We start from the raw sequence: 13,952 nt of genomic DNA on the forward strand, positions 1-13,952 counted from the left end.
CGTCGGCCTTACAGGCTCCACAGCCTGCGCGGGCTCCGTCGGCCTTACAGGCTCCACAGCCTGCGCGGGCTCCGTCGGCCTTACGGGCTCCACCGGCTCCGGTGTTGTCGATTGCTCGGTGGTCACAGCCGCTCCATCTGCCGCTTGGCCAGGTCCATGATCTTCGCCTTGGAGATCGGCTTGGTGTCGTTCACCCAGATCTCCACGGCGATGTCACCGCGCCGGGCCTGCGCCTCGGCCTCGTACATCGGCAGATAGCCGGCCTTCGTGCGGGGCTTGGTGTGGACGTACGCCATGCCGTCACCCGTGCCGGGGATGTCCCAGCTGCGGGTGCCGTCCTCGTCGACCGCCCAGTAGTGGCCGTCGTCGGCCGCTTCGACCGCGCCGAGGTTCTCCTCCTGGCGGTACTGGACGAGCCGGATCTCGACGCTGTACGTGTTCCCGACGCGCCATCCGGTGACGGCCGTGCGACGGAACTCGTCGCCGACCAGATCCCTGAAGGCACCGGCCGGTTTCGTGAACGACTCCGCGTACTCGCCGATGTCCATCCAGCCGTCGTCGCTCAGCCAGTCGGCCTCCCGCGTCCCCTTCGGCCGCTTGATCAGCAGCTTGCGCAGGTCGCCATCGGTCTTCACCCGGTGGTCCTGCGCGGCCGACAGAGGCTCGGGGCCCGCGCCCTTGGCCTGCGCGACCACCGGCTGCGACAGCGACGGCAGCTCGGTGGGCTCACGGTCGGCCTGCACCAGATAACCGGCGCAGGTACCGGCGACGAGCCCGAGCACGGCGGCCGTGGCGATCAGCAGTGTCGTACGCCCACGTCGACGTACGCGCATTTCCGGCACTTCCGGTGCTTCAGCCACTTCCGGCGCTTCAGATACTTCCGGCGTTTCCGATCCTTCGGGCACTTCCAGCACTCGAGGCACTTCAGGTACCTCGGGTCTTTCAGGCCTTTCAGATGCTTCAGGTGTTTCCGAGACTTCCAAGACGTCCCCCCACGGAACGTGAAACGCGGATTCCGTATCCGCGCGCACAGGAGACCCATGACCACCGCATGGAGTTGCACGCGAGTTCATTACGATTCGGACTACCATTCGGGCATGGCGAAGAAGCTCGTGATCAAGGTGACGGCAGGGGCCGATGCTCCGGAGCGCTGCTCACAGGCGTTCACCGTCGCGGCGGTGGCCGTGGCCAGTGGCGTCGACGTCTCCCTGTGGCTGACCGGCGAGTCCTCGTGGTTCGCGCTGCCGGGCCGCGCCGCCGAGTTCGAGCTTCCGCACGCGGCGCCGCTGCCCGACCTGATCGACTCGATCCTGGCGGCCGGCCGCATCACCCTGTGCACGCAGTGCGCGGCCCGGCGCGAGATCACGGAGAAGGACGTCCTGAAGGGCGTACGCATCGCGGGCGCGCAGGTGTTCGTGCAGGAGGCGATGGGGGACGAGACGCGGGCGCTCGTCTACTGAGTCGCCGACCGCTCGTCTAACGAGCCGTCGACCGCTCGTCCAGTGAGTCGCTCTGACGCGTGTGACGCCTCAGGCGCTTCGGAGGTTTCTCGTGCGTGTGCACCCACAGGCAGAACGGGTGCCCCGCCGGGTCGAGGAAGACCCGTACGTGCTCCTGGGGCTGGAACTCGGCGAGCCTGGCCCCCTCGGAGAGGGCACGCGCGGTCTCGGCCGCCAGATCGTCGACCTCGATGTCGAGGTGCAGCATCATCCGCTGGTCGCCGGGGCCCGCGGGCCACACGGGCGGCGTGTAGAGCCGCTCGGTCTCGAAGGCGAGCGCGGTGCCGCCGTACGACGGGCCGATGAGCACCCAGTCCGGCTCCTCCGCGCGCACCACGTATCCGAGCAACCGCATGTAGAAGTCGGCCAGCACATGTGCGTCGGGCGCGTCGAACACCACGGTGGACAATCTCGTACGCGACATATGCGCCTTTCTCCCGCAGCCCCGTGCCGTCTGCCGACCCGCCGCCGGCTACTGCCGCCGCTTCTTGCCGTCCAGCTCGTCCCACCACTCGTCGGACTTGGGATCACCGGACGGGTCGTCCCACCACCGGTCCTCCGGCCCGCGCCGATTGGCCACCATCGCGGCCAGCGGCGGAATCACCATGGCCACCACACACATCCCCACGGCCACCGGAATCGACCAGAGCCGCACCACTGCCCAGGCCAGGACGAAGAGCCCGATGCACGTCCCCATCATGGCGAAGTACACGTGACGCCGTCGTGCGTACATACACCCAGCGTAGGCCCGCGAAAGCCCTCGGCGCACGGGCGGAGAGCCTCTGGGCAAGCCGAAGGGCCGCACCCCGATCCGGTAAGCGTCCAACCCCCGGGGGTGCGGCCCTTCAGCCGTTCAGGTGACTGCCGTCAGCGACGGCGGTCCGCCTCTCAGACGGCGATCGCGACCTCGGCGAGGCCGCCCGTCTGGGCGACGACCGTGCGGTCGGCGGTGCCGCCGGGCACCAGGGCCCGCACGGTCCACGTGCCCTCGGCCGCGTAGAAGCGGAACTGTCCGGTGGCCGAGGTCGGGACCTCGGCGGTGAACTCGCCGGTCGAGTCCAGGAGGCGGACGTAACCCGTGACCGGCTCGCCGTCGCGGGTCACCTGGCCCTGGATCGTGGTCTCACCGGGCTTGATCGTCGAGGCGTCGGGGCCGCCGGCCTTCGCTCCACACATATGTCGATTCCGTCCTTCAGTACGTCAGGCCTTGAGGGTTACTTGTTGGCGCCGAGCTCGATCGGGACGCCGACCAGGGAGCCGTACTCGGTCCAGGAGCCGTCGTAGTTCTTGACGTTCTCCACACCGAGCAGCTCGTGCAGCACGAACCAGGTGAGCGCGGAACGCTCACCGATACGGCAGTACGCGATGGTGTCCTTGGCGAGGTCGACCTGCTCCTCGGCGTAGAGCTCCTTGAGCTCGTCGTCCGACTTGAAGGTGCCGTCGTCGTTGGCGTTCTTCGACCACGGGATGTTGCGCGCGGACGGGATGTGGCCCGGACGCTGCGACTGCTCCTGCGGCAGGTGGGCCGGGGCGAGCAGCTTGCCGCTGAACTCGTCGGGCGACCGCACGTCGACCAGGTTCTGCGAGCCGATCGCGGCGACGACGTCGTCGCGGAAGGCGCGGATCGCCGTGTTCTGGGCCTTGGCCTGGTACTCGGTCGCGGCGCGCTCGGGCACCTGCGAGCCGTCGACCAGGTCGCGGGAGTCGAGCTCCCACTTCTTGCGGCCGCCGTCGAGGAGCTTCACGTTCTCGTGGCCGTAGAGCTTGAAGTACCAGTAGGCGTACGAGGCGAACCAGTTGTTGTTGCCGCCGTAGAGGACGACGAGCGTGTCGTTGCCGATGCCCTTCGACGAGAGGAGCTTCTCGAAGCCCTCCTGGTCGATGAAGTCACGACGGACCGGGTCCTGGAGGTCCTTGGTCCAGTCGATCCGGATGGCGTTCTTGATGTGGTTCTTCTCGTACGCGGACGTGTCCTCGTCGACCTCGACGACGGCCACGTTCGGGTCGTCCAGGTGGTCCTGGACCCAGTCGGCGTCTACCAGGACGTCGCTGCGGCTCATGCTCGTTCTCCTCCGGGGCAGTTGCGGCGGGGCGGTGCGTTGAAGAGGGGTGCGCGGTCATGCCGGTGACGGCTGCGTGGCGCAGGGGTGGCCCCGACAAGAGAGGTCCAGGGGCCCGGCTCGCGGAAGTACGAACGCTTCCGCTCAGAAGGTGCGACAGAGCATGGCGGCGACGCGGCACAGGTCTACTGCCCGCCGCTTCGTGAGATCCGCCTGTCGCTTCATGCGTCCGATCGTAGGGACGGACAGGCGGGCATGTCACCGGCGTGTCGTATATTGAGACGCGATCGTCCGCGATGTGGGATGCGATGAAGGTCGAGGCCGCGCCCGCCCGGTTTCCGGGGCTCGTTTTCCGTCGTCACACCGATAGCGCATCTGCGGTACGGACCAGGCCGTCTCGCTCTTCGGACAATCGGCCCTCCACGGCCCCCGGCCCGTGCCTACCCGACCAGCTTGACGTCCGAACCCTTCACCGAGAGGTCGACGCCGCTCTTCGCCGCCTCGACCTTGTCGAGCTGGATGCCGCCGGGCAGTTCGTCGATCTTCTGCTGGAAGTCGGTGATCGCCCGGATCCGGCCCTCGGCGAGCTCAACGCCCAGCTTGGGCAGGGAGTCGGCGTGCACCTTCACGGTGTCGCCCGAGACGCTGACGGAGCTGAGCACGGAGACCGGCTGAGGCAGCTTGGTGCCGAGGACGGTGGCCTCGATGGTGACCTTGATCTTGCCGTTGCCGCCGTCGGAGAGGCCGATCACCCGCGCGCTGACACCCGAGGCGACCTGGGTGGGCTCGGCCTTGGCGGCCTTCAACAGCTCGGCGTACGAGATGGACGCGGTGCCGGTGGCGCTGTCCGCGGTGGCGGAGCTGTAGTCGCCGTTGAAGACGACGCCGTGCATCTCGGCGCTGAGGTCGTCGATGCGGATCGTGGAGGCGGCGGCCCCCGTGCCGCCCGTCGAGGCCTCGTAGTTCTTGATGCCGATCTTCACGTCGTCGAGCTCGCCGCCGGCGACCTGGGTGAGGAAGGGGAAGCCCTCGATGGACACGTCGGGGGTGCTGGCCAGCCCCTCGGTGCTCTTGATCCGGTCGGCCGCCTTGTCCTCCGCGAACCCGACCGCCACCCGGTCCGCGATCACGAACAGGCCGCCCAGGATGACGGCGACGATCAGGATGATTCGCAGTGCGCGCATGCTCGGTGTTTCCCCCACCTCGGCAGACCCGGTCTCAACGACCGAGTGGCCGTCAATTCGCGAGCCTAACCCCGAAGGGCCCCCGTGTCGGGGGCCCTTCGGGTTGCTTGTCGATCAGCTGTGACGAACCGCGCCGCCAGGCCCTGTCGTCAGAACTCCCGCCTGCCCCACGCTCCGACGGACGACGGGAGTTCGACGACGGGACCTAGCCGAGCGCGCGGCCCAGCAGGTAGACGGCCGGGGCCGCGGTGGCCAGCGGAAGGGCCACGCCCGCGGTGAAGTGGACGAAACGGGACGGGTAGTCGTAGCTCGCGACCCGGTGGCCGATCAGCGCGCAGACGCCCGCGCCGAGGCCGAGGAAGGCACCCCGCGACCCGAAGTCGGTCATCCCGCCGACCGCGATGCCGGCGCCCGCGGCGGCCAGCAGCGCGACCACCACGGAGGCCGCCGTGGGCAGCGGCAGCGCACGGGCGAGGATCGCCACGGCGACGGCGGCCGCGCCCACCGTGACGGCGTCCGGCTCCGCGGCGAGATGCCCGGCCGCGACGATCGCCAGCGCGGCCGAGGCGACGGTCGCCATCAGGCCGTACATCCGGGTGTCCGGGTCGGCGTGGCTGCGCAGTTGCAGGACGAGGGTGAGCAGGACCCATACGCCGAGGGTGCCGAGGATCGCGGCGGGCGCGTTCTCCCGGCCGGTCGCGAGCAGTGCCACGTCCGCGGTCACCGCGCCGAGGAACGCCAGCGCGATGCCCTGCCGGGCGGGCCACATCCCGTTCAGCCGGAACCATCCCGCCGCCGTGACGGCCTGCAGCAGCACGAGGGGTACGACGAGTGCGTACTCCCCGATCGCCGCCGCACCGGACAGCAGCAGCCCCAGCCCCGCCGTGAGCGCGGCCGGCTGCATCCCGGGTTCGATGATCGGCGACCGTCCTTCGGCACGGGCACGCTGGGCGTCGGTGATGCGGGGGTTGCCGGTCATGGTGGGGGGACCGTAGCCGGGGGCAGGCTCGGCAACGGGGACGGACGGCTCCTGGGGGCTGCTGCTCCCCGTTCGGGCTGTCGTCCCTCCCCCGGCGTCCGAAGGCCCCGGGGGGACCCCCAGGCCGGACGCGTGGGCAAAGCCGCCGTCGCCGGGCGCCGGGTAACCGGGGCCGTAAGCAGAACCGGCAACCCCGGTCCACTGGGAAGCAGGCGCCTCCGGCGGCAGGGGCTGACCGACGGTGCCGTAAGGAGACGGCTCGGCATACCCCTGGGGAGGCAGATATGCCGTGTCCGCCGCGGAGACCGGCGCCTGCGCCTGCGTTTCCCAGGTCTGCCCCTCCCACTGCTGGGTGTACTGCTGCCATTCGGGCTGCTGCGCGGCTTGCGGAGACTGCTGGGGCTGCTGATACGGGTCGTACCCCTCGTACGGCGGCTCGTACGGGGACTCATACGGCTGGTTGCTCATCGTCTCGCTCACCCTCCTGCGAACGGCGGGAGCACCTCGACCGTGCCGCCCTCGGCCAGCCGTACCGTCTCATGCCCGCGGGTCCCCACGGGGTCACCGTCGATGAGGAAGGAGCATCGCCGCAGGACGCTGACGAGTTCGCCGGGGTGTCGCCCGCGGGCCGCGTCGAGCGCTTCGGCGAGCGTGCTCGCGTCGTACGGCTCCTCGGCGACGCCTGCCGCGGCCTTGGCGGCGGCCCAGTAACGCACCGTGCCCTTTGCCATCTCGTTCCTCAATCAGTGGATACGTGACCCGGTGGATCGCGTACATCAGTGGATCCGGATCGCGTACGTCGGCGGATCCTGTGAACACCGTCAGGCTAGCCCGCGTGCGCGGCCACCCAGTCCCCGATCCGGGCGAGCAGCTCGTCGTCGGCCGCGTTCTCGGCATGGCCCATGCCGTGCTCCAGCCACAGCTCGGCGTGGTCCCCGGAGGCCTCGGCCAGCATCCGCGGGTGGTCCACCGGGAAATAGCCGTCCTGGTCGCCGTGGACGATCAGCAGCGGGGTGGGCGCGATGAGGGGGACCGACTCGACGGGGGAGGCGGGCACCGGGTCCCACTCGCGGTGGTGGATCCGCGTCCGCAGCCCGTAGCGGCCCACGGTCCGCCCCACCGGCCGGGTTACCAGCCAGTGCACCCGCCGCATAGGGGCCGTACCCCGGTAGTACCAACGGGCTGGTGCGCTCACCGAAACCACCGCGTCCGCATGCGCTTCCGTGCGCCCCTCGTGCTCCGAACCGGCCACTCGGTGCAGCGCCGCGTGCCGCAGCACCACCGAGCCGCCCATCGAGAACCCGACGGTGGCGACCCGCTGGTGCCCCAGCTCCCGCGCCCACGCCACCGCGGCCGCCAGGTCGTGCACCTCCCGGTCGCCGACCGTCGAGCGGCCGCCGGAGGCCCCGTGACCACGGAAGGAGAAGGTGACCACCGCCGCGTTCCGCCCGAGGACACCCGCCGCGCGGCGCACGTGCGGGCGCTCCAGGTCGCCCGTGAAACCGTGCGCGACAACGATCGCGAGGTCGCCGGAAGGCCCCGTTGCAGGGTCGTACGCCGCATCGATCGTCACCCCGTCGACCGTGCGCAGAAACGTCCGCAACGGGGTGCGGGACGCTGTCTCACGGTGTGGACTATTGGAAGATCGCGTCACATGACCTGCCGGGCCTGAGCTCATGTGGGCTATTCTGCTGGGAAGAGGACTCGGGCAGCGTAGCCCCCGGGTCCTTTTGTGCTTTCGGAAGGGTTGTATACGAAGCGGGAAACCGCAGGTGTACGCGGCCTTGAATGCACAGCGGATCCCAGGGGCGCGGGAGCCGCACGTACAGAGCAGTGCCGCAAACGTCCTCGCAGGGACCGAGGAGGAACCAGACGTTATGGGCGAGCGAACCGTGCACGAACGTAGGACGACCCAGGCAGGTGGGGCGCGATGAGTTCTCTGCTGCTCCTGACCAATGCCCTTCAGCCGTCGACGGAGGTGCTTCCCGCCCTCGGCCTGCTCCTGCACAACGTGCGAGTGGCTCCGGCGGAAGGCCCCGCTCTCGTCGACACCCCGGGTGCCGACGTGATCCTGATCGACGGGCGCCGTGATCTCCCGCAGGTCCGCAGCCTGTGCCAGCTGCTGCGCTCCACGGGCCCCGGCTGTCCCCTCATCCTCGTCGTCACCGAAGGCGGTCTCGCTGCCGTCACCGCCGACTGGGGCATCGACGACGTACTCCTGGACACGGCCGGTCCGGCCGAGGTCGAGGCCCGCCTGCGGCTCGCCATGGGCCGCCAGCAGATCGTCAGCGACGACTCCCCCATGGAGATCCGCAACGGCGATCTCTCCGTGGACGAGGCGACGTACAGCGCCAAGCTCAAGGGCCGGGTCCTCGACCTGACCTTCAAGGAGTTCGAGCTCCTGAAGTACCTCGCGCAGCACCCGGGCCGCGTGTTCACCCGCGCCCAGCTGCTCCAGGAGGTCTGGGGCTACGACTACTTCGGTGGCACGCGGACCGTCGACGTCCACGTACGACGACTGCGCGCGAAGCTCGGACCCGAGCACGAGTCGCTCATCGGAACCGTGCGGAACGTCGGTTATCGATTCGTTACTCCCGAGAAGGTGGACCGCGCCGCCGAGGGGGCGAGGGCCAACGCCGCCCAGCCAAAGCCGGATGATGCGGACGAGACGGCGCACCTGGACGCGGTCGACACGGTGGAGGCCGCAGCGGAGGCAGAGGAAGCCGCCGTACGCCCTGCCCAGAGGTAGGTCCATCCGCGTAGACTCCGCGCGTGGCCAAGGTGACTAGGGATGATGTGGCGCGGCTGGCGGGTACTTCCACCGCCGTCGTCAGCTATGTCATCAACAACGGACCGAGGCCGGTTGCCCCGGCCACGCGCGAGCGCGTTCTCGCTGCGATCAAGGAGCTGGGGTACCGGCCCGACCGGGTCGCCCAGGCCATGGCGTCGCGGCGGACCGAGCTCATAGGCCTGATCATCCCGGATGCGCGCCAGCCGTTCTTCGGCGAGATGGCGCACGCGGTGGAACAGGCCGCCGCCGAGCGCGGGAAAATGGTGCTCGTCGGCAACACCGACTACATCGCCGAGCGCGAGGTCCATTATCTGCGGGCCTTCCTCGGCATGCGGGTCTCCGGGCTGATCCTGGTCAGCCACGCGCTGAACGACAACGCGGCCGCCGAGATCGACGCCTGGGACGCCCGCGTGGTGCTGCTGCACGAGCGGCCCGAGGCGATCGACGATGTCGCGGTCGTCACGGACGACCTCGGCGGCGCCCAGCTCGCCGTCCGCCACCTCCTGGAGCACGGCTACGAGTACGTCGCCTGTCTCGGCGGTACCGCCGAGACGCCCGCCGTCGGCGACCCGGTCTCCGACCACGTCGAGGGCTGGCGGCGCGCGATGCAGGAGGCCGGGGTCTCCACGGAAGGGCGCCTGTTCGAGGCGCCGTACAACCGCTATGACGCGTATCAGGTCGCCCTGGGGCTGCTGGCCGGGCCGGACCGGCCGCCGGCCATCTTCTGCTCCACGGACGACCAGGCGATCGGTCTGCTGCGGGCCGCGCGCGAGCTGCGCATCGACGTGCCCGGGGAGCTCGCCGTCGCCGGCTTCGACGACGTCAAGGAAGCCGCGCTGACGGACCCGCCTTTGACAACGATTGCATCGGACCGGTCGGCCATGGCGCGCTCCGCCGTCGACCTCGTGCTCGACGACGGGTTGCGGGTCGCCGGGTCCCGGCGTGAGCGGTTGAAGCTGTTTCCGTCCCGGCTGGTTGTGCGGCGGTCCTGCGGTTGCGAGTAGCCGCGGGCCCGATGTGGTCCCTCGCGCCCACGCGGCGGAGCCGCATATGTCACAGCCCCGCGCCTCTGAAGAAACGCCCCGGCCCCGCAGGGCCGGGGCGTTTCTTCGGATGCCCTGGAACAGCAGGTTGTACTGGTTGAAGCCCGTGCCCAGGCTCTTCCGTGAGCCGAAGAGGCTGCTGGACGCCTTGTTCGTGCCCGGGTAGAGGTAGACCGAGCCGTCGGAGTCCACCGCGACGAGGTCGGGGCGGGCGTCACCGGTCATGTCGCCGGGGATGGCGTACGACGTGTAGCCGCCCCACACCGAGCTGATCTGCGTCCACTCGAACTCACCGCTGGAGTGGTCCAGGTAGCTGCGGTACAGCTTGCCGTCACCCTTGTCGCGGACGATCAGGTCCTGATGGAAGTCCCGGTCCAGGTCGGCCTGCAGGCCCCAGCTGATGGCTCCGGCGCGGAGATCGTAGGCCTCACGCGCCCCTCCCCACACGGGCTGCACAGCAGACAGACAAGTGTTCGTCCGCCGCGTTCCCCGCCCTCACCCCACCGCAACCCTCCGTTTCCCGGGCCCGAGCGCCTTTATATCGGGCATACGAGGTTCTGTCGGGCTTCTCAGCGGGCACTCAGGGAGCTCTCATGATCGGGGGACAGTCTTTTTCCATGACCGAGAGCTTCCGCCGCAGCGGCGAGTACGAGCACCCCCGGCAGGACGGCCGGTCCGGGTACGTCCAGGGCGACCAGCAGCCCGCGTACCCCCGGCAGCAGCACGCCTCCTCCCCCGTGAACCCCGAGTGGCCTCCCCCGCCGGCGTACCAGCCGGCCGCACCGGTCGCCGTGGAGCCGGGTACCACCGTGTGGCCGGGCTCCGGTCAGGGCGGCAACGGTGGCGAGGGCCATGGCGGCGGAGGTTACGCGGGATACCCCGAGCCGGACGCCGGCGCCACCGCGGTGCTCGCCGCGCCCCCCGTCCAGGAGAACCCCGCCCACGCTCCGGCCAAGAAGCGCGCGAAGGGCCCGCTGGCCCTGCTCGCCGCCGTGGCGATAGTCGCCGCGGCCATCGGCGGCGGTACGGCGTTCGGCATCCAGGAGCTGACCGGCAAGGGCGCCGCGTCGAGCAGCACCAGCACCAACGTGGTGCCGGCGGCGAAGAAGGGCACCGTCGCCGGGGTCGCCCAGGCGGTCAGCCCGAGCATCGTCGAGATCGGCGCGACCTCGAACGCCGGTTCGTCCACCGGCTCGGGCGTGATCATCTCCTCGAGCGGCGAGATCATCACCAACAACCACGTCGTCTCGGGCGCCTCCGAGATCAAGGTCCAGCTGAGCAACGGCAAGTCGTACACCGCGAACGTCGTCGGCACCGACAGCAAGAAGGACCTCGCCCTGATCGAGCTGGAGAGCGCGCCCTCCGGCCTGAAGGTCGCCGCGCTCGGCAACTCCGACGGCGTACAGGTCGGTGACGACGTCGTCGCGATCGGCTCCCCCGAGGGCCTGACCGGCACCGTCACCAGCGGCATCGTCTCGGCCCTCGACCGTGACGTGACCGTCTCCACGGACGAGAGCCAGGGCCGGCAGCAACAGCAGGGCGGCGGCAACGGCCGGTGGCCGTTCTCCTTCGGCGGCCGGGAGTTCAACGGCGACACCGGTTCGTCGACGACGACCTACAAGGCCCTCCAGACCGACGCCTCGCTCAACCCGGGCAACTCCGGCGGCGCGCTGATCGACATGAACGGCAACATCATCGGCATCAACTCCGCGATGTACTCCGCCGCTTCGGACTCGTCCTCGTCCTCGTCGAGCGCCGGCAGCGTCGGCCTCGGATTCGCCATCCCGATCAACACCGTGAAGTCCGACCTGGCCTCTCTGCGGGCCGGCGGCTCCGACAGCTGACACCCGGAGGTTCACATGATCACGCGCGTCTCCCACATCATCGCCGACAGCGACCCGGCCGGATTCGTCCTGGCCCTGGAAGTGGCACACGAACTGCACGCCCCGGCCGCACGGACCCCGGAGGTCGCCGTCCCGCAGCTGATGGGACTGCGTATGTCCGCCGAGCACCCCCACCGCCGCAAGGTCCCGCTGCGCCGGCTCACCGCGCTCAGCACGCTGCCGACCTGAGCCGGTCCTCCCCGCCCGAGCCGGTCACTCCCCGGCTGAGCCGCTCCGCCCCCGCCCTCAAACGTGCGAGGCTGAATGGCGTCAGCCTCACCGTCCCACCGCACCGAGGAACTCCCGACCATGAGCCCCGCCGAAGGCGACCGTGAACCCCAGCGCATCCTGATCGTCGACGACGAGCCGGCCGTACGCGAAGCACTCCAGCGCAGCCTCGCCTTCGAGGGGTACGGCACCGAGGTCGCGGTCGACGGCGCGGACGCGCTGGAGAAGGCCACGGCCTACCAGCCCGACCTGGTCGTCCTGGACATCCAGATGCCCCGCATGGACGGCCTGACGGCGGCCCGCCGGATGCGCGGCGCGGGCACGACCACGCCGATCCTGATGCTCACCGCCCGCGACACCGTGGGCGACCGCGTCACCGGCCTGGACGCCGGCGCCGACGACTACCTCGTCAAGCCCTTCGAACTCGACGAGCTCTTCGCCCGCGTCCGGGCCCTGCTGCGGCGCAGTTCCTACGCCGCCGCGGCGGTCGGCACGCAGGAGGACGACGCGCTCATCTTCGGCGACCTGCGCATGGACCTGGCGACCCGCGAGGTCACGCGGGCCGGACGCCCCGTGGAGCTGACCCGCACGGAATTCACCCTCCTGGAGATGTTCCTGGCCCACCCGCGCCAGGTCCTCACCCGCGAGCAGATCCTCAAGGCGGTCTGGGGCTTCGACTTCGAACCCTCCTCCAACTCCCTCGACGTGTACGTCATGTACCTGCGCCGCAAGACCGAGGCGGGCGGCGAGCCGCGCCTGGTCCACACGGTGCGGGGCGTGGGGTACGTCCTGCGCTCGGGCGGCGCGGAGTGATCCGCAGGTTCAGGTCACTCCCGCTGCGATCGCGACTGGCGTTGCTCGTCGCCGCGGCGGTGGCGTTCGCGGTGGCGGCTGTTTCGATGACGTGCTGGTTCATCGTGCAAAAGAAGTTGTACTCCGAGGTCGACAACCAGTTGCAGTCACAGGCGACCCATCCGCAGGGCGGCAAACTCCTCGACACCATCAACAATTGCGGCCAGTCGTCCGACCAGTCCGACGAACCGTCGACGGATCAGGGCGGCTTCCGTGCGGGGACCGAGTACTACCTCCAGGTGGTCAAGGCGAACGGCGAGTCCTGCGTCGCCTCGATGTCACCCGGCACGGTCAAGATCACCAGCAGTGACACCGACCTGGCCAAGAAACCGGACCGCGGCATCTTCCGCAACGGCACGGACACCGAGGGCAACCCCGTACGGGTACTGACGGTCCCCCTGCTGATCAGCGAACCCGGCGGCGGCACCCCGACGGTGTTCCCCGATGCCGTGATCCAGTTCGCCTTTCCCCTCAAGGGCACCAACTCCACCCTCAACGAACTGGCCCTGCTCCTTCTCCTCGTCGGCGGCGTCGGAGTAGTGGGCGCCGGAGCCGCAGGCCTCGCCGTGGCCCGAGCGGGCCTGCGCCCCGTCGACAGGCTCACCGAGACCGTGGAACACGTGGCCCGCACCGAGGACCTCACCGTTCGTATCCCGGTCGAGGGCGACGACGAGATCGCGCGCCTGTCCGAGTCCTTCAACTCGATGACCTCCGCGCTCGCCAGCTCCCGTGACCTGCAGCAGCAGCTCATCGCCGACGCCGGTCATGAACTCCGTACCCCGCTCACCTCCCTCCGTACGAACATCGAACTCCTCAGCCGCAGCGAGGAAATGGGCCGCCCGATCCCCCCGGCCGACCGCAAGGCGCTGCTCGCCTCGGTCACCGCCCAGATGACCGAGCTGGCCGCCCTGATCGGCGATCTGCAGACGCTGTCGCGGTCGGACGCGGGCCAGCCGGCGGACCGTGCCGAGGTGGTCGCGCTGCAGGACACGGTCGAGGCCGCCCTGCGCCGTGCGCGGCTGCGCGGGCCGGAGTTGACGATCACGGCGGATGTGCAGCCCTGGTTCGTACGGGCGGAGCCGTCGGCGCTGGAGCGGGCGATCGTGAACATCCTCGACAACGCGGTGAAGTTCAGCCCCGAGAGCGGCACGATCGACGTCGTGCTCAAGGACGGCGAACTCACCGTCCGCGACCACGGCCCCGGCATCCCCAGCGAGGAACTCCCGCACGTCTTCGACCGCTTCTGGCGCTCCCCGTCGGCGCGCGCCCTGCCGGGCTCCGGCCTGGGCCTGTCCATCGTGGCCCGCACGGTGCAGCAGTCGGGCGGCGAGGTGTCCCTGACCCCCGCCGCGGGCGGCGGCACGGTGGCGACACTCCGCCTGCCGGGCGCGCCGACCCCGCCGCCCGAGGCGTCGTAGCGGGCCCTTCCCGGC

At 70.1% G+C, this 13,952-nt stretch carries 17 protein-coding genes; 7 read left to right on the forward strand and 10 right to left on the reverse strand.

Annotated elements, in window-relative coordinates; genetic code table 11:
- Window positions 1–122: 122 nt before the first annotated feature.
- Entirely contained in the window at window positions 123–833 is a 711-nt protein-coding gene (locus tag OG390_RS23945) for a hypothetical protein (protein WP_406170907.1), read from the reverse strand.
- Window positions 834–1,097: 264 nt separating this feature from the next.
- On the opposite strand from OG390_RS23945, the gene OG390_RS23950 reads away from it, so the two are divergent.
- On the forward strand, window positions 1,098–1,460 hold the full coding sequence (locus OG390_RS23950) for a DsrE family protein (RefSeq protein WP_406170909.1): 363 nt from the start codon (window positions 1,098–1,100) through the stop codon (window positions 1,458–1,460).
- Window positions 1,461–1,476: 16 nt separating this feature from the next.
- Here the strand turns inward: OG390_RS23950 and OG390_RS23955 are convergent, their stop codons facing one another.
- From OG390_RS23955 to OG390_RS23995, 9 genes are all read right to left on the reverse strand, one after another.
- Window positions 1,477–1,923 carry a VOC family protein gene (locus OG390_RS23955; RefSeq protein ID WP_406170911.1) on the reverse strand — a complete coding sequence of 149 codons (447 nt, stop codon included), beginning with the start codon at window positions 1,921–1,923 and terminating at the stop codon, window positions 1,477–1,479.
- 48 nt (window positions 1,924–1,971) lie between these two features.
- Window positions 1,972–2,232, reverse strand: a complete 261-nt coding sequence (locus tag OG390_RS23960) for a DUF3099 domain-containing protein (protein WP_037650795.1) — start codon at window positions 2,230–2,232, stop codon at window positions 1,972–1,974.
- Window positions 2,233–2,387: 155 nt separating this feature from the next.
- Window positions 2,388–2,675: a DUF1416 domain-containing protein gene (locus tag OG390_RS23965; protein WP_054232391.1), complete on the reverse strand. Its 288-nt coding sequence runs from the start codon at window positions 2,673–2,675 to the stop codon at window positions 2,388–2,390.
- Window positions 2,676–2,713: 38 nt separating this feature from the next.
- The gene (locus OG390_RS23970; protein ID WP_406170913.1) at window positions 2,714–3,559 is read right to left on the reverse strand and encodes a sulfurtransferase; all 846 of its coding nucleotides are present in this window, start codon (window positions 3,557–3,559) and stop codon (window positions 2,714–2,716) included.
- Between the two features lie 144 nt (window positions 3,560–3,703).
- The gene (locus OG390_RS23975) at window positions 3,704–3,784 is read right to left on the reverse strand and encodes a putative leader peptide (RefSeq protein ID WP_350310325.1); all 81 of its coding nucleotides are present in this window, start codon (window positions 3,782–3,784) and stop codon (window positions 3,704–3,706) included.
- A gap of 215 nt (window positions 3,785–3,999) precedes the next feature.
- Window positions 4,000–4,743 (reverse strand): DUF2993 domain-containing protein, encoded by a 744-nt coding sequence (locus OG390_RS23980; protein WP_406170915.1) that lies wholly within the window; start codon window positions 4,741–4,743, stop codon window positions 4,000–4,002.
- Between the two features lie 205 nt (window positions 4,744–4,948).
- Window positions 4,949–6,190 carry a hypothetical protein gene (locus OG390_RS23985; protein ID WP_406170917.1) on the reverse strand — a complete coding sequence of 414 codons (1,242 nt, stop codon included), beginning with the start codon at window positions 6,188–6,190 and terminating at the stop codon, window positions 4,949–4,951.
- Between the two features lie 8 nt (window positions 6,191–6,198).
- Window positions 6,199–6,453 (reverse strand): MoaD/ThiS family protein, encoded by a 255-nt coding sequence (locus OG390_RS23990; protein WP_406170919.1) that lies wholly within the window; start codon window positions 6,451–6,453, stop codon window positions 6,199–6,201.
- Between the two features lie 95 nt (window positions 6,454–6,548).
- The gene (locus OG390_RS23995; protein ID WP_406170920.1) at window positions 6,549–7,400 is read right to left on the reverse strand and encodes an alpha/beta hydrolase; all 852 of its coding nucleotides are present in this window, start codon (window positions 7,398–7,400) and stop codon (window positions 6,549–6,551) included.
- 252 nt (window positions 7,401–7,652) lie between these two features.
- On the opposite strand from OG390_RS23995, the gene OG390_RS24000 reads away from it, so the two are divergent.
- The 6 genes from OG390_RS24000 (at window position 7,653) to OG390_RS24025 (ending at window position 13,937) form a co-directional block, all read left to right on the forward strand.
- Entirely contained in the window at window positions 7,653–8,471 is an 819-nt protein-coding gene (locus OG390_RS24000; RefSeq protein WP_406170922.1) for a response regulator transcription factor, read from the forward strand.
- Between the two features lie 23 nt (window positions 8,472–8,494).
- Window positions 8,495–9,517, forward strand: coding sequence for a LacI family DNA-binding transcriptional regulator (locus OG390_RS24005; RefSeq protein ID WP_406170924.1), 1,023 nt, complete (start codon window positions 8,495–8,497; stop codon window positions 9,515–9,517).
- Between the two features lie 656 nt (window positions 9,518–10,173).
- On the forward strand, window positions 10,174–11,400 hold the full coding sequence (locus OG390_RS24010; RefSeq protein WP_406170926.1) for a S1C family serine protease: 1,227 nt from the start codon (window positions 10,174–10,176) through the stop codon (window positions 11,398–11,400).
- A 15-nt stretch (window positions 11,401–11,415) separates the two neighbouring features.
- The gene (locus OG390_RS24015; RefSeq protein WP_406170927.1) at window positions 11,416–11,628 is read left to right on the forward strand and encodes a hypothetical protein; all 213 of its coding nucleotides are present in this window, start codon (window positions 11,416–11,418) and stop codon (window positions 11,626–11,628) included.
- Between the two features lie 120 nt (window positions 11,629–11,748).
- Window positions 11,749–12,480, forward strand: coding sequence for a response regulator transcription factor (locus tag OG390_RS24020; RefSeq protein WP_406170929.1), 732 nt, complete (start codon window positions 11,749–11,751; stop codon window positions 12,478–12,480).
- On the forward strand, window positions 12,477–13,937 hold the full coding sequence (locus OG390_RS24025; protein ID WP_406170931.1) for a sensor histidine kinase: 1,461 nt from the start codon (window positions 12,477–12,479) through the stop codon (window positions 13,935–13,937). The genes OG390_RS24020 and OG390_RS24025 overlap by 4 nt, the downstream gene beginning before the upstream one ends.
- Window positions 13,938–13,952: the final 15 nt, after the last annotated feature.

The sequence above is a fragment of the Streptomyces sp. NBC_00996 genome (assembly GCF_045162675.1).
In the GTDB taxonomy this organism is placed as follows: domain Bacteria; phylum Actinomycetota; class Actinomycetes; order Streptomycetales; family Streptomycetaceae; genus Streptomyces.